This window comes from Clostridium sp. UMB9555A, from assembly GCF_030222355.1.
GTDB lineage: Bacteria > Bacillota > Clostridia > Clostridiales > Clostridiaceae > Sarcina > Sarcina perfringens.
In genome coordinates, this window is sequence record NZ_JASORQ010000006.1 from 128,807 (window position 1) to 152,867 (window position 24,061).

Annotated in this window: 19 protein-coding genes; 1 reads left to right on the forward strand and 18 read right to left on the reverse strand. The window is 30.4% G+C overall.

The features are described from left to right. Window positions 1-244: 244 nt before the first annotated feature. The 13 genes from QP548_RS14185 to QP548_RS14245 all read right to left on the reverse strand — a co-directional run bounded on the left by QP548_RS14185 (window position 245) and on the right by QP548_RS14245 (window position 15,927). On the reverse strand, window positions 245-1,381 hold the full coding sequence (locus tag QP548_RS14185; protein ID WP_061426083.1) for an acyl-CoA dehydrogenase family protein: 1,137 nt from the start codon (window positions 1,379-1,381) through the stop codon (window positions 245-247). Window positions 1,382-1,484: 103 nt separating this feature from the next. After that, window positions 1,485-3,035, reverse strand: coding sequence for an acyl CoA:acetate/3-ketoacid CoA transferase (locus QP548_RS14190; RefSeq protein ID WP_061426082.1), 1,551 nt, complete (start codon window positions 3,033-3,035; stop codon window positions 1,485-1,487). 102 nt (window positions 3,036-3,137) lie between these two features. After that, window positions 3,138-3,914 (reverse strand): enoyl-CoA hydratase-related protein, encoded by a 777-nt coding sequence (locus QP548_RS14195; RefSeq protein ID WP_061426081.1) that lies wholly within the window; start codon window positions 3,912-3,914, stop codon window positions 3,138-3,140. A 232-nt stretch (window positions 3,915-4,146) separates the two neighbouring features. After that, the gene (locus QP548_RS14200; protein WP_061426080.1) at window positions 4,147-4,905 is read right to left on the reverse strand and encodes a formate/nitrite transporter family protein; all 759 of its coding nucleotides are present in this window, start codon (window positions 4,903-4,905) and stop codon (window positions 4,147-4,149) included. Between the two features lie 371 nt (window positions 4,906-5,276). Beyond that, a complete protein-coding gene (locus tag QP548_RS14205) occupies window positions 5,277-6,326 on the reverse strand; it encodes a Gfo/Idh/MocA family oxidoreductase (protein ID WP_061426079.1) in 1,050 nt (349 codons plus the stop codon). An 87-nt stretch (window positions 6,327-6,413) separates the two neighbouring features. Then, entirely contained in the window at window positions 6,414-8,003 is a 1,590-nt protein-coding gene (locus QP548_RS14210; RefSeq protein ID WP_061426078.1) for a solute:sodium symporter family transporter, read from the reverse strand. 81 nt (window positions 8,004-8,084) lie between these two features. Beyond that, window positions 8,085-8,978, reverse strand: a complete 894-nt coding sequence (gene iolE / locus QP548_RS14215; protein ID WP_061426077.1) for a myo-inosose-2 dehydratase — start codon at window positions 8,976-8,978, stop codon at window positions 8,085-8,087. A 118-nt stretch (window positions 8,979-9,096) separates the two neighbouring features. Then, window positions 9,097-10,098 carry an inositol 2-dehydrogenase gene (gene iolG, locus QP548_RS14220; protein ID WP_061426076.1) on the reverse strand — a complete coding sequence of 334 codons (1,002 nt, stop codon included), beginning with the start codon at window positions 10,096-10,098 and terminating at the stop codon, window positions 9,097-9,099. A 75-nt stretch (window positions 10,099-10,173) separates the two neighbouring features. Beyond that, window positions 10,174-12,093 (reverse strand): 3D-(3,5/4)-trihydroxycyclohexane-1,2-dione acylhydrolase (decyclizing), encoded by a 1,920-nt coding sequence (gene iolD, locus QP548_RS14225; RefSeq protein ID WP_061426075.1) that lies wholly within the window; start codon window positions 12,091-12,093, stop codon window positions 10,174-10,176. A 16-nt stretch (window positions 12,094-12,109) separates the two neighbouring features. Beyond that, complete coding sequence (locus QP548_RS14230; protein WP_003448549.1) at window positions 12,110-12,877, reverse strand: 5-deoxy-glucuronate isomerase; 768 nt, start codon at window positions 12,875-12,877, stop codon at window positions 12,110-12,112. Window positions 12,878-12,890: 13 nt separating this feature from the next. Next, window positions 12,891-13,907 (reverse strand): 5-dehydro-2-deoxygluconokinase, encoded by a 1,017-nt coding sequence (gene iolC / locus QP548_RS14235; protein ID WP_061426074.1) that lies wholly within the window; start codon window positions 13,905-13,907, stop codon window positions 12,891-12,893. Window positions 13,908-13,920: 13 nt separating this feature from the next. Next, window positions 13,921-14,766, reverse strand: coding sequence for a class II fructose-bisphosphate aldolase (locus QP548_RS14240; RefSeq protein ID WP_284905556.1), 846 nt, complete (start codon window positions 14,764-14,766; stop codon window positions 13,921-13,923). A 6-nt stretch (window positions 14,767-14,772) separates the two neighbouring features. Further along, window positions 14,773-15,927, reverse strand: a complete 1,155-nt coding sequence (locus QP548_RS14245; RefSeq protein ID WP_061426072.1) for an iron-containing alcohol dehydrogenase — start codon at window positions 15,925-15,927, stop codon at window positions 14,773-14,775. Window positions 15,928-16,408: 481 nt separating this feature from the next. Here QP548_RS14245 and QP548_RS14250 point away from each other — a divergent pair, with 481 nt between their 5' ends. Further along, window positions 16,409-17,179, forward strand: coding sequence for a DeoR/GlpR family DNA-binding transcription regulator (locus tag QP548_RS14250; RefSeq protein WP_061426071.1), 771 nt, complete (start codon window positions 16,409-16,411; stop codon window positions 17,177-17,179). A 281-nt stretch (window positions 17,180-17,460) separates the two neighbouring features. Here the strand turns inward: QP548_RS14250 and QP548_RS14255 are convergent, their stop codons facing one another. From QP548_RS14255 to fusA, 5 genes are all read right to left on the reverse strand, one after another. After that, window positions 17,461-18,084 carry a histidine phosphatase family protein gene (locus tag QP548_RS14255; RefSeq protein WP_061426070.1) on the reverse strand — a complete coding sequence of 208 codons (624 nt, stop codon included), beginning with the start codon at window positions 18,082-18,084 and terminating at the stop codon, window positions 17,461-17,463. A gap of 233 nt (window positions 18,085-18,317) precedes the next feature. Then, a complete protein-coding gene (locus QP548_RS14260) occupies window positions 18,318-18,860 on the reverse strand; it encodes an NADH peroxidase (RefSeq protein WP_061426069.1) in 543 nt (180 codons plus the stop codon). Between the two features lie 543 nt (window positions 18,861-19,403). After that, entirely contained in the window at window positions 19,404-20,351 is a 948-nt protein-coding gene (locus QP548_RS14265) for an ROK family protein (RefSeq protein ID WP_003459920.1), read from the reverse strand. Window positions 20,352-20,602: 251 nt separating this feature from the next. Next, complete coding sequence (locus tag QP548_RS14270) at window positions 20,603-20,839, reverse strand: hypothetical protein (RefSeq protein ID WP_003449485.1); 237 nt, start codon at window positions 20,837-20,839, stop codon at window positions 20,603-20,605. Between the two features lie 422 nt (window positions 20,840-21,261). Continuing rightward, window positions 21,262-23,352, reverse strand: a complete 2,091-nt coding sequence (fusA, locus tag QP548_RS14275) for an elongation factor G (RefSeq protein WP_061426068.1) — start codon at window positions 23,350-23,352, stop codon at window positions 21,262-21,264. Window positions 23,353-24,061: the final 709 nt, after the last annotated feature.

Consider the following 24,061-nt stretch of genomic DNA (forward strand, 5'->3'; position numbering starts at 1 on the left):
TTTTGTTTTTAGTTGTTGTTATTAGTTGTTTTTAGTTATTTTAAAATTACAAACCTAAGGGTTTTAATTTGGAATTTAAATAAAGTTCTTTAAGGGTTAATTAAAGCTTACTAAAATTCCTAAGTATTAATATATATTTTACTTTATAAATGAATTGATTTTTAATTTTTGACTTTTAATTATTATAGTTGTGTATTTTTAAATTACAATTAATTAAAACTGCAGACAATGTAAGTTTATTTCCTTATCTAAATAAGCTTCCACTTATTATTAATTTTTGAATTTCATTTGTACCTTCATAAATTTGAGTGATCTTAGCATCTCTCATCATTCTTTCTAATTGATACTCTCTCATGTATCCATTACCACCAAGCATTTGAATAGCTTCAGTAGTAACATGCATTGCTGCATCTGTACAAACTAGTTTAGCCTTAGCAGCTGATACTGAATAAGGTTTTCCTTCTTGTTTATCCATTGCTGCCTTATATAACATATACTTAGCTTGTTCAATTTCAACTGCTAATTCAGCCATTTTGAAAGCTAAATATTGTTGTTTAAATAAAGGTTTACCAAATTGTTTTCTTTCCTTCATGTATTCTTTAGCTATTTCAAAAGCTCCTTCTGCTATTCCTAAGCCTTGAGCAGCAACCCCAATTCTTCCTCCATCTAGAGTTTTCATAGCTATTTTGAATCCATCACCTTCTTTACCAACTAAATTGCTAGCTGGTACAACACAATCATTAAATAGAACTTCTGAAACCTGTGCTGATTTAATACCGCATTTATCTTCTATTTTTCCTATTGATATTCCTGGGAAATCTTTTTCTACAATAAATGCTGATAATCCTTTAGGTCCCTTTGTTCTATCTGTTAGAGCAAAAACTATAAATGTTCCTGATAAAGGTGCATTTGTTATGAAGCATTTAGCTCCATTTAAGATATAATTATCTCCTTTTTTCTCAGCTACAGTAATAACTCCACCAGCATCTGAGCCAGCATTAGGTTCAGTTAATCCAAAAGATCCAAGCTTTTTACCTGAAAGTATATCTGGTAGATATTTTTTCTTAAGCTCTTCTGATGCATTACTAATTCCACCAGCACATAATGAAGTAGTTACTGATACTGCTATCCCCATAGATGCATCAACCTTTGAAATTTCTTCTATAGCTAAGACATATGAAAGATAATCTCCACCTGTTCCGCCGTATTCAGTTGAATATGGAAGTCCTATGACACCTAATTCACCTAACTTTTTATAAGCTTCTATTGGGAATGTACTATTTTCATCATTTTCAATAGCAAATGGTTTTAATTCTCTTTCTACAAATTCTTTTACTGCTCTTTGTACGTCTAATTGTTTCTGTGTTAAACTGAAATCCATACCTTAATTCCTCCCAAAATTCTGTAATTATATATAGAGTTACAACTCTTTAAATCATTTAATTCTAGATTAATTTCATTAATAATCTAAGATCTTACTATTTTTATTTAAGTCCCATAAGCTTAGCGTAGAATATTCTTTCATCCATAAGCTTAAGTGGTTCATCTATATTAGGAACAAAGTCCATGTGAGCTAAAATATCTTCTTCAAGATTAACTCCTGGAGCAATTTCTGTTAAATGTAATCCATCATTCCTTAATTCAAATACAGCTCTTTCAGTTATATACATAACTGGCTGATTAGTTTTATTGGCATACTCTCCACTAAAAGTTATTTGCTCAACATCTTCAAGGAATTTATTTGATTTACCTTCTTGAATTATATGAAGCTTTCCATCTCCAGTTTCTACTTTTAATCCTGAAGCTGTGAAAGTACCACAGAATATAACCTTTTTAGCATTTTGTGTTATGTTTATAAATCCTCCACATCCTGCTATACGAGGTCCAAATTTACTTACGTTTATATTCCCATTTTTATCAGCTTGAGCTAATCCTAAAAATGCTAAATCAACTCCACCCCCATCATAAAAATCAAATTGATAAGGCTGATCTAAAATAGCATCTGGATTTATGCAAGCTCCAAAGGCTGCTCCCCCTTGAGGTACTCCTCCAACAGGACCAGATTCAACTGTAAGTGTCATATAATCCCCAATACCTTCTTCATTTGCAACAAGTGATATAACCTCTGGTATACCAATTCCTAAGTTAACTATTGTATCCTTTTTAAGCTCCATAGCTGCTCTTCTTGCAATTACTTTTCTTGCATTTAAAGGTGCCTTTTCTATGCTGCTTAATGGAATTCTAACTTCTCCTGTATAAGCTGGATTAAATTTCATTCCTAAACATTGCTCATGATCACATGGTTCAGCTAAAACAATTCCATCAACATATATTCCTGGAATCTTAACAAGTCTAGGGTCTAAGCATCCCCCTGATACCACTCTCTCAACTTGTACAAAAACTTTTCCTCCGTTGTTTTTACAAGCTTGAGCAATTGAAGTAACATCTAAGGTTGCCACCTCTCTATCTAAAGTTACATTTCCACATTCGTCTGCTGATGAACCTCTTAGGAAGCAAACGTCTATTGGAAAGGATTTATAAAGAAGCTTTTCTTCTCCCTCAATCTCAATAAGCTTAACTATATCCTCTTTAGTAACTTCGTTTAACTTTCCTCCACTTATTCTAGGATCAACAAAGGTATTTAATCCTACATGAGTTATAGTTCCAACTCTCTTACCAGCTATATCTCTAAATAATTGAGCTAAAGTTCCCTGTGGCAAATTATATGCCTCTATTTCATTTTCAACAGCCATTTTTCCAAGCTTTGGAGCCATGTTCCAATGACCTGCTATTACTCTTTTTGTCATTCCTTTGTGAGCAAAGTGATCTGCTCCACTTCCATCTCTATTTCCTTGTGCTGCAGAATACATCAAAGTTAAATTTCTTGGATGACCAGTTTCTAAAAAACGTTTTTCTAAAGCCTTAGTCAAGGATTCAGGGCAACAGCTAGCAACAAATCCTTCTGTCACTATAGTATCTCCATCTTTAACAAATTCCGCTACTTCACATGGTTTTAAAAAACTAACTCTTACCATACATAACAATCCTTTCGTGGGTAGATTAATATAAGTTACATAAACTTAATTGCTGTTTTAATTTTTATAAACTTATTAGAATTTTATATATTCAAAGTAGTCTTATTTATCTTTAAAATCAGCTTTTCTCTTATCAACAAAGGCATTCATACCTTCTAATTGATCTTCTGTTGAGAAACATAAAGCAAATAAATCTGCCTCATAGTTGTATGCTGATTCAGTATCCATGTTTAAGCCGTTGTTTATTGCTGCCTTAGCTAATCTAACTCCTACTGGACTCTTACTCATTATCTTATTAGCTAATTCTCTTGCCTTGTCCATTAACTCTTCTGGCTCATAAACCTTATTAGCAAGTCCCATTCTATGTGCTTCTTCAGCATCAATCATATCTGTTGAGAATATAAGCTCCTTAGCTATTCCTTTTCCAACTAATCTTGGAAGTCTTTGAGTTCCTGCAAAACCTGGAAGAATTCCTAAATTAACTTCTGGTTGTCCAAATTTAGCTTTCTTAGAAGCTAATCTTATATCACAAGCCATTGAAAGCTCACATCCACCGCCTAATGCATATCCATTAACAGCAGCTATTACAATTTGTGGCATATTTTCTATATCTGAAAATACCTTTTGAGCTAATCTTGAGAAATCTCTTGCTTCCATTGAATTTAAATCTTTAATTTCAACAATATCTGCACCAGCTACAAAAGCCTTTTCCCCTGCTCCTGTTATAATTACAGTTTTTATATCTTTTCTTTTTGAAATTTCATTTATAACTTCACCAAGTTCAGTTATAGTTTGATTATTTAAGGCATTCAATGCTTTAGGTCTATTTATAATTACCTCAGCAATTCCATTTGATTCATTAAAAATAATATTTTCCATAAAAACTCTACTTCCTTTCAACCCTATATATATTTTTTTAGATTTTTTCCTGTTAATATAAATCTCTAAGTTTTAAATTTATATATTAAAGTAAATTAGGTATTTAATTTTCAGTGTAGTAATTTATTAAAATCAATAATTTTAAAAGGTGGTAATTTTTAAAAATCATTGTTTTTATATGCTAAATAAAAATTATAATTAACAGGTAAGGAAGTTAGTTAATCCATAAAAGTTATTCCATGCTCATAAATTTAAGTGGCAATGCTAATAATACTCCCCCTCCTACCATATTTCCCAATGTAACCCAAAATAAATTACGGAAAATAAGTGGTAAACTTACATCACCTGAGGAGAAATAAGTTATAGAGAATATTCCCATATTAGCAATGCTGTGTTCAAAACCAGCGATAACAAATGCAAATATACACCAGAACATAATTATTAATTTTCCTGTTTCAGATTTCATTTTTATTGTGCTTAGAAATGCTATACAAACCATGAAATTACAAAGCATACCTCTTAAAAATAGTTCAATAGCAGGTAAAGTAAGTTTTATATCAACTATACCTTTAGCATAATCTTTGATTAAATCCATAGATGCTCCACTCTTAACAAATAAAAACCCTAATAATATAGATCCTATAAAATTTCCTAAATAACTCATAAACCAAACCTTTAAAGCCATAGTTAAGGTACACTCATTGTTGTATATCCCCATTGCCATGACTAAGTTATTTCCTGTAAAGAGCTCACCTCCAATAAAAGCAATAAGACCTAATGCCAGAGAGAAAGTTGCAGCTACCATTATTCTTGCCATCTCTGGATATGAATTATTTAAAACAGCTCCAGTAGTATATGAAAGAATTATGGCTACTACTAGGAAAAACCCTGCAACTATAGCTCTAAAAAAATACTTTATAGGAGCGCTATCTGCAAACTTAAACTTCTTAACTGCCATGTCTGAAATTAAATTTATATCTTTTTTTTGCATTTATTCTCCTTTATTTATATATATTATGTTTTTATTTGGCTGATTTTTATTTATTAGTTTAAATCACTAAAGTGCTAAGTAAAACTTAACTTCCTCAATGATAAATAACCATCTTTTAATTTAAAGTTATTATATTTTTAATTTAAAAATGTAGGATGTAACCTTTAGACAATATTCCAAGTTTACTATGCTAAGGAGAAAGTTGAATTTTTACATTTATAAAAAACTATGAAACATCCTACATTAATAAACAATTTATATAAAATACTCTTTAATCATATATATTAGGAAGCTCTTTAAAGTAATTGAACTTTATATTCAATATATTCTAAAGCTTCCTAATACAAAGATATTTATTGAGTATTAGGCGGCTATTTTATTAATTTATCATAACCTTCGTAATTAACTTTTACTAATTCTCCAGTTTCAAATGACTCTTTACAAGCGTATCCAACAATAGTAGATAAAACGCCATCTTCAACAGTTACTTCTGGCTTTCTATTTTCTAATACGCAGTCAACGAATTCTTTAACTTCAGCTAAATATGCATCTTCGAATCTTTCTAAGAATCCCCCTGCACATTTCTTGTTAACTCCTCTACTATCAAATACTGTAACTAAGTTTTTATCTGGAGTTGTTCCAATTCTTAATGTCCCTTCAGTTCCTATGATCTCAGTTTCTATGTGATAACCATGAGCACAGTTTCTTCCAGCAACAAGTAATGCCATTGTTCCATTTTTAAATTTAACCATAGCTGCCCCAGTTTCAGCATCATTTATTTCATCAAACTCCTTATGTCCATAAGCTCCACCTATAGCCCATAATTCATCTGCCTCTGAATCTAGATACCATCTAGCTAAATCTATATCGTGAATTGCCATATCTAAGAATAATCCACCGCTATAGCTATCTTTTGCAAACTTTAAGAAGCTTGGTAAAGCCTTAGCTGGATCTAATCCATAACATCTAACTAGTACAGGTTTACCTATAGCACCTTCTTCTATTTTTTTCTTAGCGTAGGCATATGATTTATCATATCTTCTCATAAAACCTAACATAAATATTTGATTTGGATGTGAGTTAACTGCCTTCATAGCTCTAACTGCATCATCTAAATACAGTCCAAGAGGTTTTTCACTAAATACATGGAAACCTGCATCTAAAGCTTTTTCTACTTGTTCACAATGGAATCCTGATGGTGAAGCTATAAATATAGCATCTAACTCTTTATTTTTTAACATTTCATCAAAGTCAGTATATCCATATGGAATATTCCATGCCTTTTGAACTTCATCAACTTGACTCTTATCTATTGAACAAATTGCCAAAAGATTAGCATTTGGAATTTTAAAAGCTAAGTTTTCAGCATGAGCTCTTCCTAATCTTCCCAAACCAACAATACCAAAATTTATCTTTTTCATTTTATCCCCTCCAAAACCATAATATCTAACAAAATTTTATTGCATTAAGATTCATTCTTAACCCTTTATACCTTATATTTATTAACTTTAAGCTAATCCTATAGGTGAGAATAATAGATATATAAATGCCATAACAAGAACTACAGCTAATGATGCTAGTTTTGCATATTTCCAAGGAGTCATATCTATTAATGCCTTATCAGCTTGAACAAAATCTGTTTCTCTTGGTTTTATCTTACCTATTATAAGCATTACAATTACACCTATTGGTAGTAATACACCTAGTACATATAAGAAGTGTATATCTGATAAGAAGAACTTTGATAACGTATACAAAACAATGTGCACTACGAATACTGCTTTAGCAGCAAGACTTGGAACTCTCTTTGTAAAGAATCCAACTATTACACATGCTAATATTGGAACGTTAAAGTATCCATTGCACTCTTGTAAGAAGTTATATAATCCAGATGGAGCGTATAGGATAAATGGAGCAACTATAACTGATATAACTGATACCACTATAATAAATTTTTGTCCCACTTTTACAAGTTGTTTATCTGAAGCCTCTGGATTTATGATAGGTTTGTATAAATCTAAAGTAAATAGTGTTGATGAACTGTTCATAGCACCATTTAATGAACTCATGGCAGCTCCAAATAAAATTGCTGCAAATATTCCTAATAAAGGTTTTGGTAATACATCAAGTAATAATGTTGGATATGCCATATCCGCATTTGGTAATGCATCTCCATATTTAGCAAAAGCTATGATTCCAGGGAATACAAGTATTGCTGGAGTTAAAACCTTAATTAATCCTGCAAGTATAGCTCCTTTTTGAGCTTCTTTTAAACTACTAGCTCCTAAGGCTTTTTGTACTATTGATTGGTTTGTACACCAATAGAATAAGTTATTAAATAATAATCCAGTAAATAATACAGGCCATGGAATTAATGGTGATTGTGCATTTGCTGGGTTAATAGCATTAAGCTTTTCTGGAGTTTCAATTATTATTTCAAATCCTCCAACAAAATCTCCATTTCCAAGTAATAATATTCCTAATATAGGTACTAAAAGACCTCCGATTAATAAGCCAATTCCATTTACAGTATCAGAGAATGCTGCTAGTTTCATACCTCCAAGTACTGTGTATATAGCACCTACTACCCCTAGTAAAAATCCAGTTAATGCTACAGCTTGGAATGTGCTTATTCCCAATAAATCTGATATACCAAAAATCTGATTTAAAACTAAGCCACCTGAATATAAAACTGTAGGTATGTAAGTTACAACGTAACTAACTAAGAATAAAATTGAAACTATTCTTTTAGTTGTGCTATCAAATCTTTCTTCTAAATAATCTGGGATTGTTGTGATTCCGCCTTTTAAATATCTTGGTAAGAATATAAGTGCTAGTGTTATAAGGGCTACGCATGAAGTAACTTCCCATGCCATTGGTCCCATATTGGTAGCATAACTTTGTCCGTTAAGACCTATGATCTGCTCAGTTGAAAGGTTTGTAAGTATCATTGTTGCAGCTATTACAGGACCACTTAATCCTCTTCCTGCTAAGAAATATCCTGTTGCTGTTTCTGTATTATCAGTGCCTTTAGCTTTATACCAAGCAATAGCGAATACAGCTACTAAGAATATTGCAAAACTCAAAAATATGAACATAAATTCTCCCCCTACCCTATTTTGTGGTAACAGCATAATTTAATTATGCTGTTACCTAAAATTCATTATTGACCAAATTTATTAAAGGTTAGTTTTTTCTTTTATATATTTTCTTGCTTTTATTGCATATTCTAATGGGTTTGCTATTGCTGGATCTTGTTCTGCTTCTACTAATAAATATCCTTCATAGTTATTATCATCAAGAACTTTGAATATTGGTTCAAAATCTATATCTCCATCTCCAGGAACTGTGAATGCTCCTTTTCTTACTCCTTGTAAGAAGCTTAACTTATCTCTTTTAACTTCTTCTACTTTTTCTTTTCTTATGTCTTTTAAGTGAACATGTTTTACTCTATTTACGTATTTCTTTAATACTTCTAAAGCATCTTCACCTGAGTAAACTAAATGACCTGAATCAAATAATAAGTAAACTAAATTTTCATCTGTTAAGTCCATTAATTTATCTATTTCTTCAGTTGTTTGTACTACTGTACCCATATGATGGTGGTAAACAAGCTTCATTCCTTTTTCTTTTGCTAAAGTCCCTAATTTATTTAAACCTTCAGCAAGTGTTTTCCACTCTTCTTCATTTAAAACATATTTTCCATCAAATATTGGTGTTTCCATTTGACCTTGTATGCTATGTCCTTGTTCTGATACTACGATTACCTTTGCTCCCATAGCATTAAGGAAATCTCTATGTTCTATAAATGCTTTTTCAGTTTCTTCATATGGTTTAGTTGTTAAAAATGCACTGAACCAAGCACTTGCTATTTCCATATCTCTTAATTCTAAAGCTTTTTTAAGAACTTCAACATCTCTTGGATATTTGTTTCCAACTTCTGATCCTTTAAATCCTGCTAAAGCCATTTCACTTATACATTGTTCGAAAGTATTTTCTTTTCCTAAGTCTGGCATGTCATCATTTGTCCATGCTATTGGTGCTATTCCTAATTTTACATTTGAATTAAACATTCTCTATTCCCCCATTACCTTTGTATTTGTCAGAAAAGCTAACTCCCATTTAGCTCTTCTGACCAAAACTTATTTATACCTTTAATTTTTTATACCATTTTAATTCTCATTTTTAATATTAGTATTCTATTTTAACTGGTCTACCTTCTTTTAATGATTTAGTAGCAGCTAATCCAACTAAAACTGAATATAATCCTTCATTAGCTCCAACAGGAACTTCAGTATCATTAACTAAGCAGTTTATAAATTGTTGCATTTCATTAACATAAGCATCCATGTATCTTTCTAAGAAGAAATATTTTGGTTTTTCTCCAACGATACCATCAACTGAAGCTATTGTAACTGTTGTATCTGAGTCATTATCAGCCATTACATATCCTTTTCCACCAAATACTTCAACACGTTGGTCATATCCATAAGCAGCTTCTCTACTATTATCTATTACACCTATGCATCCGTTTTCAAATTTTAAAGATATAATTGCTGTATCAACATCTCCAGCTTCTCCTATTTCAGGATTTACCATACATGCACCTTGTACATATACTTCTGAAATTCTACTTCTACTTAAGAATGCAGCCATATCAAAATCATGAATTGTCATATCTAAGAACATACCACCTGAAACTTTTACGTATTCTATTGGTGGAGCTTGTGGATCTCTTGAAGTAATTTTTATTATGTGTGGATTTCCTATTTTACCTTCTTCTATAAGTTCTTTTAATTTAGCAAAATTGTGGTCAAATCTTCTATTGAATCCAACTTGATATTTTACTCCAGCTTTTTTAACAGCTTCTAAAGTTTTTTCAATTTTAGCAACATCGTAATCTATAGGTTTTTCACAGAATATGTGTTTACCTCTTTCAGCAGCTTCAATTGATATTTTTGAGTGAGTATCTGTTGATGAACATATTATTACAGCATCAATTTCTGGATCGTTTAAGATTTCCATGTAATCTCCTGTATAGTTTGGAATTTTAAATTCCTCAGCAGCTTTTTTAGCTGATTCTTCAAATACATCTGCTATAGTTTTAACTTGAGCTCCTTGTACTTTTTCTTGAATAGATTGAGCATGAATTCTTCCTATTCTTCCTGCTCCAATAACACCAATATTAATCATGACCATTTCCTCCATCATCTTTTAAAATTTAAATTTATTTTCAAAATAATATAAAGTAAAATTGCTTTAAATATTTTAATATCTTCTAGCGGCTTTTAAATTTTTCTCTTTGTTCTCAAACGCTTTATTTACACCATCAATTTCTGATTCTCCAGCTATTCCAACATGCCACCATGCATCATAGCCATCTGTCATTGTTTTTGGTAACACCTTTATGTCTATTAAAGTTGAAACCTTTTGCTTTTTAGCATCTTCTAAAGCTTCTTTTAATTGAGCTAAAGTTTTTACTGAATATGTTTTCAATCCATACCCACTAGCTACCTTAGCAAAATCTATAGGGATTAATCCCCCTTCTAACTTACCATTTTCATCCCTATATCTAAACTCTGTAGCAAGGCTTCCTATACCATTTGACATTTGTAGATTATTTATACATCCAAATCCACAGTTATCAAATAAAAGTATATTTATCTTCTTTTGCTCTTGCATAGCTGTTACCATCTCTGAATGAAGCATTAAGTAACTTCCATCACCAACCATTGAGTAAACTTCTCTTTCTGGCTCTGCTAACTTAGCTCCTAATGTAGCTGCTATTTCATATCCCATACATGAATATCCATATTCCATATGGTATGAATCTCTAACATCTGTTTCCCACATTCTTTGAAGATCTCCTGGTAAACTTCCAGCAGCTCCAACTACTATGGCATCATCATCTATTGTTTCTCTAATAACTCCTAAAGCAGCTGTTTGAGTGATTAAACCTCCTGTTAATACACTAAACTCTTCTATACATCCTTCTCTCTTAGGTTTTATTAAAGCTTCAAAGTTTTCATCATATTTAATATTTGTTAATCTCTTCATCTCTTCTTTCCAAGCTTTTTTAGCATTTACTATTTCATCTTCATATGATGATTCATAGTTATTTGCTTCTAACATAGCTTGTAATTCTTCTATACATACCTTTGCATCACCTATTATCTTGTGAGCATCCATTTTTCCACCATGGAATTTTGATACGTTTACAGTTATAAAATCAACTTCTGGATTCTTAAATAATGATTTTGATGAAGTTGTGAAGTCTGAGAATCTTGTTCCAACACCAATTACTAAATCAGCATCTTTAGCAATCATATTTGCAGCAAGGTTACCAGTAACCCCTATACCACCTAAATTTAATGGGTGACTTGATTTAATAGCACTCTTACCTGCTTGTGTTTCGCATATTGGAATATTAAACTCCTCTGCAAAATCAACTAAAGCTTCACCTGATTCTGAGTATCTAACTCCACCACCACAAATTATTATAGGTTTCTTTTTATTCATTATTATATCTAATGCCTCTTCAAACTCTTCTTGTACAGCTAGAGGTCTAGTTATCCTATGAACCCTTTTCTTAAAGAAATATTCTGGGAAGTCATAAGCTTCTCCTTGAACATCTTGTGGTAATGCTATACAAACAGCACCTGTTTCAGCAGGATCTGTTAATACTCTCATAGCATTTATCATTGCTGACATAAGTTGCTCTGGTCTATTTATTCTATCCCAATACTTACAAACTGGCTTAAATGCGTCATTTGTTGTTATTCCTAAATTATAGGACTGTTCTATCTGTTGAAGTACAGGATCTGGTTGTCTTGTAGCAAATGAATCTCCTGGTAATAGTAATAATGGTATATTATTCACTGTTGCTGTAGCTGCTGCAGTAACCATATTAGCAGCTCCTGGGCCAACGGAACTTGAACAAGCTATTATTTTTCTACGATTGTTTTGTTTTGCGAAAGCTGTTGAAACATGAGCCATACCTTGCTCATTTCTTCCTTGATAAACTTTAAGTTCACCTGGATTTTCATATAAAGCTTCTCCCAATCCAACTACAATACCATGTCCAAATATAGTGAATATCCCATCAACAAATTTTTCTTCTTTACCATCAAAAGAAATGTATTGATTATCTAAAAATTTTACTAGCGCTTGGCCTGTAGTCATTCTCATAAACTTCTCATCCTTCCTATTTTTCATCTAATAACCAAACATGAGCTGGATCATCAATTCTATCTGTCCAAGGGTTTCCATCTAAATGTCTTATCATCCAACAATAATACATTCTATATCCTGGAGCAGTAGCTTGTGGATGTGTATATCCACCTTCTATTATTGCATATCCACCATCTTTAACTTTGTAAGCCTCATCACCTATAAAGCAAGCTCCAAAGCCTTGTGGCTTATCAAATTTATAATAATAAACTTCTGGTTGTGGATGTTCATGTGGAATATAGCTTGACCATCTTCCTGGATAAGAAACTATTTCCCCATTAACCATATTTGAATATGGTGCATTACTGTAATCAAAGAATGTTTTTATCTTACGAGCTGCAGTTCCATCCCATTTATCTAAAGATGATTCTTGGATTATTACATCCTCAGGTCTATACAGCTTAGCTAAGAATTCTTTATCATTTTCAGCTTTTTGAATTAATATCTCAGCCTCTTCTAATGCCTCAACTTTAACTTCTACATTTTTGCAAACATGTAGACAGAATCCCTCTTCTTCAAATACATTTTTTCTGCTAGCTTCAACCTCTTTATTTTCCCAAAGGTATTTTATTTTACCTTCCATAAGAAGTACTGCAACTTCCTTTTTAGGTTCTAAAATTACTATTTTATCACCTTTTTTCATTTTTATAACTTCTATATCCATTAGCATACTGCTATGCTTACCATTAATCTCTGTAACGATCTTTTTCCCATCTTCTGAAAAACCTATATTTTCTACCATAGTTATAACCTCCTTAGCTTCTAGCTACCATTTCTCCATACTCTTCTTTTTCTTTCTTTATGAATTCTTTAATAGCTTCTACTGTTGGCATGTCTTCTGAGCAACTGTGGCTTGCAACTAACATTGCTGCTGAGGCACTCCCAAACTCAAGAGCATCCATCATGTCCCATCCTTCTAAGATTCCATATATAAATGCTGATGCATAAGCATCTCCACCTCCAAAGGATTTTAAAAGTTTTACTGGGAAAGGTTTTATTCTATATGCTTTTCCATCTCTAGTATAAGCTGTAGAACCATCTTTACCATGTTTGATTACTACTATCTTATTACCATAATCTAACCATCTTTTAGCAGTTTCTTCATCAGTGCTATCCTTGGCTATTAAGCCTTCCATTAGATCAAATTCTTCTCTTGATCCCATTATGATATCACTTTCTTTTCCTACTATTGAATAGTAAATTGCTATTTCATCTTTGTTTTTCCAATTATATTCTCTGTAATCAACATCAAATATAACAACTGTTCCATTCTTTTTAGCAAGTCTTAAAGCTTTTAATGCAGCCTCTCTTGAAGGACTCATTGCTAAAGCAGTTCCTGAAATAACTATAGCCTTTGTATTTTTAATATAGTCTTCGTCAATATCATCAACGTCTAATTGTAAATCAGCTATACCATTTCTATACATTAAAATACTACTTTCTGTAGGACTTAATATTTCTGTAAATGTTAATCCTAAAGATTCACCATTTTTAGCCTTACTTATTTCAGATACATCTATTCCCTCTTTTTTGAAGTAATTTACTACAAACTCTCCAAATCTATCATCTGAAACTTTTCCTATAAATCCAACCTTTTTTCCTAATCTAGCAAGTCCAACTGCTATATTTGCAGGAGACCCCCCTAAGTACTTATTAAAATTCCTACTTTCTGATAATGGTTTGTGAATATCTGTAGGATTAAAATCTATTGCCACTCTCCCTACTGGGACAATATCAAATTTTCTTTTCTCATTAAATTCTATATATCTCATACTAACCCATCTCCTAAGCCTTATTTACACTTTCAAAAATATCCATATGCTTCTTTACATTCTCGTAAGCTCCCTGAACCTCTGTAGCTTGAAGTGTGAAGTAATCTTTCTTTTCATTATCTACATATAACTTTCTTACAGACTCTTCAACAGAATTGAAGGTTGCAGTTGCAATGTTTATTTTTCTTATTCCTTTATTTTTACACTCTTTAAAGTCCTCTGGTGTTATTCCTGATCCACCATGTAGAACTAATGGTGTTTCGATGTTTTCTCTCAAATTCTCTAATACATCAAATCTAAGTTTTGGAGTTCCTTTATATACTCCATGAGCATTTCCTATAGCTACTGCTAAAGCATCAACTTTAGTATTTTGAACAAACCTTTTAGCGTCTTCTACGTTAGTTACTTTCATCTTTATATCTTCACTACCATCTTCACTTCCGCCAACTTGTCCAATTTCAGCTTCTATAGCCGCTCCATATTTATCTGCTAATTCTTTTACCCTCTTAGTTATCTTAACGTTTTCATAAAAACTTAAATGAGATCCATCTATCATTACTGATGTAAACCCAATCTTTAAAGCCTTTTCTATATTCTCTAAGGTTAGTCCATGATCAAAATGAACTGCTACTGGTACCTTAGCATTTTTTGCAGCGCTTACCATTAAAGGTCCGATTAATTCTAATGGGGAATTAGTTAATCTAACCTCAGCAATCTGAAGAATCATCGGGGAATGCATTTCTTCAGCTGCTTTTAAAGCACCTTTAACCATTTCCATGTTTGCTATACTGAAACTTCCCACTGCATAATTTTTTTCTCTTGCAGCATCTAAAAGCTCAGTCATCTTTACTAATGCCATAATTTATTACCTCCAAAGATTATTGTAGATTTTTATCACATCATCAACTTCAATAATCTTTCTTGTATTACTTGGGCTTCCGCTTTCCATAGCGTCAACTGCCATTTTTTCTATATTATCAAAGAACTTAGTTTTATCTACCCCAAACTCTTCTAAAGTTGGTATTTCTAATTTAACCATTAATTTAACCACTTCATCTATAAATGCTTTTGCGGCCTCGTCATTACTCATGTTGTCGTTAGCTATATTTATTTCTTTAGCTAGCTGAGCAAATCTATCATAAGCACCATCTACTACATATGTGAAACAAGCTTCTAAAAGCATTGCATTTGATAATCCGTGTGGTACATGGAATAAAGCTCCTATTGGTCTACTCATTCCATGAACTATTGTAACTGAAGAGTTATTAAATGCTATTCCAGCTTCTAAAGCTGCAATTGACATCTCTTCTCTTGCTTTTAAATCCTTTGGAGTATCAAAAGCTATAGGTAAGTACTTAAATATTCTTTTTACAGCTGAAACTGCAAAACTATCAGAAAGTGGCTGTGCCTTTCTAGATGTATAAGCCTCTATAGCATGAGTTAAAGCATCTAATCCTGTAGCTGCTGTTATCTTAGCAGGTGCTGTCATTGTAAATCTTGGATCTACTATTGCTAAGTTTGGTAATAAGTTAGCTCCTTTTAAAAGCATCTTAACATCATTTTTTGTATCTGTAATTATTGTAAATTGAGTAGCTTCTGAACCAGTTCCTGCTGTAGTTGGTATTACAGCAAAGGGTGGAAGTTCTTTTTCTATTTCTCTACCCATATAATCAGATATCTTACCTTCATTTGTTATCATAGCTCCAATGGCTTTAGTAGAATCTATTGGACTCCCCCCACCTAAACCAATTAGAAAATCACATTGATTTTCTTTATAAAGCTTTATTCCTTTTTCTATCATAGTATCTGTAGGTTCACTATTTATTTCATTGTATAAAACGTGCTCAATATTCTCACTATCTAATACCTCTGTCAAAACCTCTACATTACCTAGATCAGTCATTACTTTATCAGTAACTATTAAAACCCTCTTACCAAAACTCTTTAAATACGCTTTACTTTCATTTAAAGCATTTTCACCTGAAATAATACGTTTTGGCATAATAAATTGATTCGCCATTTAATCACCTCTCATGAGTTAACGTTTACTATTTGTTTTCTGTTTGTTTTCTTTATGTTTTAATAATACCAACTTAACCATAACATGTCAATAACTTTTTCATATATTTACTACAAATATAATCATAATTTATGAAAAATATAACCAAAAGTTACTCATATATTTTCACAATTGCTCTTCCTTTTACTGAAAAATTCGTTTATAATAGAATCACAAAGCCTATGAAAGGAGATGAACACTTGTTGCAGTAGGTATCATTACAATAAATTGCTGTACTAAATCCAGATTAATCACATATAATATTTTGAGTTAATTTTAGTTTATATTGATTATCTTCTTAGTATTTTTTATTTGTTAATCATGAAATTAAAGCAATACCTTTAGTATAAACTCTATATATTATAAATAGATTAAATTTTATACTCACTAATTAACTAAACTTAATATTATTGATAGAATATTACGGGCAACAGGGAAAGATATGCGTTCAAAAAGAATAGACCTAGTAGAAAATTACATTATTAATCACAAAACCGTATCAATTGACAAACTATGTGAAGTGTTTGATGTATCAAAAAATACCATAAGAAGGGATTTAAGTGTTCTAGTTGAAAAAGGAACCATAAAAAAAGTCTATGGTGGAGTGACGGTTAATGAAAATCAAGAGTTAGTATCTTTTGAAGAAAGAAATGTTAAAAATAGCAACTCAAAATTAGCCTTAGGGAAAGCTGCTGCTGAACTTATTGAAGATGGAGATAGCATCTTTTTAGATTCTGGTACAACAACAGTTAATATTATTGATTTCCTAAAAGATAAAAAAGATATAACTATTTTCACTAATAGCGTTACAGCTATATGCAAAGGAATTCACTACAATAACTTAAATATAATTTGTTTATCAGGAATTCTTAACAGAAAAACTCAATCTTTTACAGGCTTACATAGCACAGATATATTAAAAAGTTATAATATAAATAAATGCTTCATGGCTTGTACTGGTATTTCACTAAAAAGAGGGGTTACTAATTCTACTAAAGAAGAATTTAAAATAAAGAAAACCGCAATCTCTAGAAGTGCTGAATGTTTCCTTTTAGCTGATCAATCAAAATTTGATCATGTTTCTTTAATGACTTTCTGTGAAATTAATGATTTAAATTGTGTTATAACAGATGCAAAACCTAGTGATGAATATATTGAATACTTTAATGATAATAATGTAGATTTAAAAATTTGTGAAAAAGTAATTTACTAAAAAAATAGGGATACATAATTGTATCCCTATTTTTAATGTGCTCATAAATTATCTAAAAGCATAATTTTCTATAACTTTTAGATTAGGGAGGTGCTACTTAAAGCACCTCAATATTTAAAAATCTTACTTCTAAAATCTATTCCCCTCTTCCCAAGAATCGAAGAAGATAGATTTAAAAATCACTAGATTTTAGATTTAAGATTTAAGATTGTAGCACAAGTCTACTATTAAGTTGTGTAATTTTATAATTTTTATTCATTAAATTATTTAAACTTCTTATATTATTTATCATATTCATAATGGTCAATATTGTTCAAAGTAATTACTTCAAAATTTTCTCCATTCCATTCAACCTCATTATAACTTGCTTGATGGAATATAGGATAATCTATTATTTTACTTTCCTCAAATTCATTTTTAAAGTATCCTATTAAATATCTTACACACATTCCATGAGTAACTATTAAAATATCCTTATCTTCATTATTTTTTATTATATTCTCTACAGTTTTAAATAGTCTTTCTGTAAACTCCTTTATATTTTCTCCTTCAAAACTCTTATAAGAAAATGGTTTATTGAATAGATTATCTAATTCATTTACGTATTCATCATGACTTTTTATTTCTTCAGTGGTCATTCCTTCCCACTTTCCAAAACTTATTTCTTTTAATCCTTCAACTTCTTCAATCTCAATATCCTTATCACCTTTTATTAAGTATGCAGTTCTTTTTGCTCTTTTTATAGGACTTGTAAAAATCTTATCTATTTTAATATCATTAAATTTCTTTCCTAATAGTTCTGCTCTTTTAACTCCATTTTCAGTTAACTCAGAATCCTTCCATCCTTGAAATCTATGCTCAAGATTCCATAAAGTTTCCCCATGTCTTGTGAAATATATTTTCATATCAAAAATACTTCTCCCTTCTATTCCTATTATTTATACATAAATTTTATCTATACTTAAAAAGATTATTTAAAATCATAAGCAGTTAACTCTGTAATAATTATATACCTTATATTAAAAATATCATAATAAAAAACTTTTTATTCATAAGTAAAAAGAGATACCTTTACGGTATCTCTTCTAATAAGGAAGTAATTAAATTTTTAATTTATAAAGCGTGTAATTTTTATATCTTATTTAAAGTATCTGTTTAATAATCCAGCGAAAGCTTTTCCGTGTCTAGCTTCGTCTTTACACATTTCGTGAACTGTGTCGTGGATTGCATCTAAGTTTAATTGTTTAGCTAAAGTAGCTAAATCTTTTTTACCTTGGCAAGCTCCATGCTCTGCATTTACTCTTGCTTGTAAGTTAGCTTTTGTATCAGCTTCTACAACTTCTCCTAACATTTCTGCGAACTTAGCAGCATGTTCTGCTTCTTCGAAAGCTATTCTTTGGTAAGCTTCTGCAACTTCTGGGAATCCTTCTCTGTCAGCTTGTCTTGACATAGCTAAGTACATTCCTACTTCTGTACATTCTCCAATAAAGTTAGCTTGTAATCCTTCGATTATTCTTTCATCTACACCTTTAGCAACTCCGATTCTGTGCTCATCTGCAAATGCTAAGTCTTCTCCTTGCTCTACGAATTTGTCAGCTCCAACTCCACATACTGGACATTTTTCTGGTGCTTTTTCTCCTTCATAAACATATCCACATACTGTACAAACAAATTTTTTCATAATCTTATTCCTCCTACAAAACAAACAATTTATCTAATTTCAATTTATATCATAATTTAAAAGTCTTTATTTAAGTGTTTCTTTGTTGATGTATTTCCTCATCAACCTTATGTCATTATTATATAATAATAATTATTATTTAGCAATAGTTATTTTAAATTTTCTAAAATTTTTTTTATTTTCTACAAATTAAACCTTACTACTTTTTAAAATCTTACTTTTACCTATATATAGTGATAATTATATAAAATATTATGTTTCATAGTATGGAAGTTATTTATAGTATAAAAGACATTATATAATGAACTTATATAATGTCTTTATAATAATCACAATATGTGGTTATGACCTAACTTCATACTTAATTTACCATTTTCAATATAGTTTTATCACAAAATAACCTTTTTTTCTAGTATTTAATTATTTAAATTTGCGAGTTTATAAATTTATAACATTTTACTATGTAAACATTATATTTGTCTAGCAAAATATATAAAAAATAAAGTTAGAAGTAAAAACTTCTAACTTATTTATATAAATTTATTATTTGCACTCTAATAATGCTAAAGCTACTGCTCCAATAACTCCTGCATCAGTTCCTAATCCAGCAGGAACTATTTTACAATGCTCAGCCATAGCTTTAAAACATCTTTCATTAACAACTTCTTGAACTGTTTCAAAAACAACTTCTCCAGCTTTTGAAACTCCTCCCCCTATAACAACCATGTCTGGGTCAAAAGTTGCTATTGCATTTGCAACACCAATTCCTAAGTAGTTTAAAGCTTCATCTATTATTGATTTTGCAACTCTGTCACCTTTAGCTGCTTCAACAAACACTTCATATGAAGTTACATTGTCGTAGTCTTTTAAGCTTGTTTCTACATTTGTAGCAACTGCTTCTCTTCCTCTTTTACCAATAGCTGTTCCTGATGATACAGCTTCTAGACATCCCATGTTACCACAATTACATCTTACAGTTCCAGGTGCAACAGTTGAATGTCCAATTTCTAATGCGTTTGAAGTACTTCCTCTGTAAATTTTACCGTTAAGGATTGCTCCTCCACCTACACCAGTACTTACAGTTATATAAATCATATTTTCAGTACCTTTTCCAGCACCTAACATAAATTCACCTATAGCAGCTACGTTAGCATCATTATCTAAGTAAACAGGAATACCAAACTTAGCTTTTAATGGTGAAACTAAGTTGAAGTTTTTGAAAGGTAAATTTGGAGTTGTTATTATTATACCAGTTCTAGCATCTAGTGGTCCTGGTGATCCAATACCTATTGCTTCTACTTCATCAATAGTTACTTTTCCTTCACATATTACAGTTTCAACACAGCCTATAATTCTATCTAAAACTGCTTGCTCTCCTTCATGAGCATTAGTTGGAGTTGTATGTTGAGCTTTAACATTTCCTTCTAGATCAGCAAGAGCACAGCTAATTTTTGTTCCCCCTAGATCTATTCCAACAACGTAATTCTTCATTTAAAAAATCCTCCCCCATGTTCCTTATGGATTAATTCAACTATAAGTGCTTCTTACAAGTTGCCCTTTAGAATTCACTTCGTTAAATTATTATATGACAACTTAAATTATAGCTTATTAATAATTTTATTTAACACAAAGTACATTATAACATAAATGTACGTACCTTTACACATTTAAAGTTATACCATTTTTAAATTATATACTTTTACAATTATTTATATAAAAAATACTATTATGGCTTGCTTTCACTAACCTATTTTTTTAGCATTTATATAGTAAATCCCCTGATTGTCGTATCCTTGATTTTTTATATTAAAATTATTGTCCTTAAGCATAGAACAAATAATACCTATATTATCATCATCTAAAGACTCCATATAAATCATAAATCTATCACATACATCAACAATATTTATATAATCAAAGATATTGCTATAATCACTTAAACTTATTTTACCCTTTATATCCATTCTATAATTGCACATGAATTACACCTCATTTAAGATATTATCTCTAAATATATAATTAGATATATAAATATAAAAACCCTCTCATTTTCAAAAGATTTAATTATTTTTAATCTTTACATTATTTCACTTTAATTTAAGATATTTTTCAGTTACTAATAATTTTAATTAAATTAAAGCCTTGAGCTTTTAGAAAGTACCTCTTAACTTTTAATTATAATAAGATAAAATACTCCTAAAAGATTTATATTCTATTATATATTTTTTTATTCATCAGTTTTATATCATTAATATATTCTTTCTAAACTATTTCTTTAAACAAATTTTAATAATACCTTTAACATTATTAATTTAACCACATTTTTTTCCTTGTATACATAAAAAGTACCATCTTTTTAAATTTTAAGATGGTACTTCCTAAATTTTCTATATATAATTCTTTAAGCTTCCTTAGCTTCTTTCATTTTCTTTGCATCTTCTATTATTTTATCCACCTCTGTACTTGGAACTTCCTCATATTTTTCAAATTCCATGCTAAAGTTTCCTCTTCCTTGAGTCATTGAACGTAAATCAGTAGCATATTTAAACATTTCTGATAAAGGAATATTAGCTATAACTTTTTCATTATTGCCTTCTGGTTCCATTCCAATTACTCTTCCTCTTTTCTTATTTATATCACTAATTATATCACCCATATATTCATCTGGAATTATTATTTCTACCTTCATAATAGGCTCTAATATAACAGGTTTTGCATTCTCCATACCTTTCTTATATGCTAATGAAGCAGCTACCTTAAATGCCATTTCTGATGAATCTACAGGGTGATATGATCCATCATGTAATGTAGCCTTAATTCCTATTACAGGATAACCTGCTAAAACCCCTTTCTTTAAACAATCTCTTAAGCCTTTTTCTACTGCTGGTATATAGTTTCTAGGCACAACTCCTCCAACAACCTTATCAACAAATTCTAAATCAAGCTCACCGTCTCTTCTAGGCTCAAATTTAATTTTTACGTCTCCATATTGTCCATGGCCTCCAGATTGTTTTTTATGCTTTCCTTGTACATCAGAACTACCTTTTATAGTTTCTCTATAAGGAATCTTAGGATCTTTAAGAATTACATCAATTCCAAATTTGCTCTTTAATTTACTAGCTAAAACCTCTATATGTGTCTCTCCAATACCAGAAACTAGAGTTTCTGCATTTTCTTGATCTCTAGAAACTTTAAATGTTGGATCTTCATCTAGAAGTTTAGAAAGTCCTTGAGAAATTTTTTCTTCATCACCTTTACTTTTTGGTAATACTGCCATAGTCATAACTGCCTCTGGGAATTCAAATCCTTTATAAGCAATCTTAAAGTTACTTTCACAAAGAGTATCACCAGTTGAAGTATATTGAAGTTTTGTAACAGCTCCTATATCTCCAGCACCTATTTTATTTATTTGTATTTGACTTTTACCTCTTAAAAAGCATAAGGAACTAACTTTTTCTACCTTATTATTTTTTGAATTTATAATTATCTTATCAGTTGTTAGCTCTCCTGTTTGCACCTTAAATATTGAAAGCTTTCCTACAAAAGGATCAGCAATTGTTTTAAATACAAATGCAGAAAATGGCATATCCTTATTTGGCTTAACTAATATTTCTTTGTTATTGCTATCAATAGCAGCTTTAGCTTTGCTTATATCTGGTGATGGGAAATATCCTTTAATTGAATCTAATAGGCTTTTCATACCAACTATTGATAATGAACTTCCACACATAACTGGAGCTATATCTCCTTCTTCAAATCCAATAGAAAGTCCTTTATAGATTTCATTAACTGTAAGCTCTTCTTCAGATAAATATTTATCAAGTAATTCTTCATCAGTTTCAGCTACAGATTCCATTAAATAAGTTCTATACTCATTAACCTTATCTTTTACTTCATTAGGGATTTCTATCTTATTTATTTTTCCTGATTTTTTATCATATTCAAAAGCTTCCTCAGTTATAAGATTTACAATTCCCTTAAACTCCTTTTCTTTTCCTAAAGGATATTGAGTAGGAATTGCTTTGTTTCCAAAAATATTTCTTATATCTTCTAATACCTTATCAAAATTTGAATTTTCTCTATCTAATTTATTTATAAAAAAGGCTCTTGGTAATTTTTCTTTTTCACAGCATTCCCAGGCTTTTTCAGTTCCAACTTGAACTCCAGTAACTCCGCATACAGTTATAATTGCAGAGTCAGCAGCCTTAACCCCTTCTATTTGCTCTCCAACAAAATCAAAATAACCTGGAGTATCCAATATATTAATCTTAGTTCCATTATATTCAAAAGGAATAATAGATAAGGCTAGTGATATCTTTCTTTTTTTCTCTTCTTGATCATAATCACTTACTGTATTTCCATCTTCACAAGTTCCTAATCTATCAGTAGTTTTTGTATAATAAAGTAAAGCTTCTGATAATGCAGTTTTACCTGAATCACTATGTCCTATAATACCTATATTTCTTAAATTCTCAATTTTATACTCCTTCATAATCTTCTGCTACACTGTTGATATTGTTTACATATCAACATATAAGTAGCATTCACCACCTTTCTAGAAAAATTAGTATTAGTAATCTGTTTAAAGTATGCATACACTTTGTATTTAATAACTTAATTATATAAAAGCATGTACTACTTTCTACTTTTATCAAATCCCCTTATGCAATAACTAAAAATTAAATTTAAATATACTCTTTTAGTTAAATATCAAAATATATAAAAATTCTTAATTTTATTTTTATATATAAGATAAACTTAAACTCACTTTATACTCATTTGCTTTCTAAAAGTGTTTTTGAATGTTTCTAATATTGATTTTTGGTAATAAAATTTTTATAAAAAACTTATATACCTAAATATATTCCTTTCAAATAAAAAATATTATATTTAGTATTTTTTATATATTAAGATTAATGATTTTCACTAAAAATTCCCCATAATTTAAAAGAAAAATATCAACTATACAAATCTTATATTTTAAGTTTCTAATATTAACAACCATATGTTAACATTTTCTTTATAATTTAATAATTCAACATAAATTATTAAATTCCTTTGAAAAATACAAAAAAGAGTTATTAAAAAAGACATGTATATCTTCTTTAATAACTCTTTTTAAATAAAAAAATGGCTCCTCGGAGAGGACTCGAACCTCCAACCTATCGGTTAACAGCCGAGTGCTCCACCATTGAGCTACC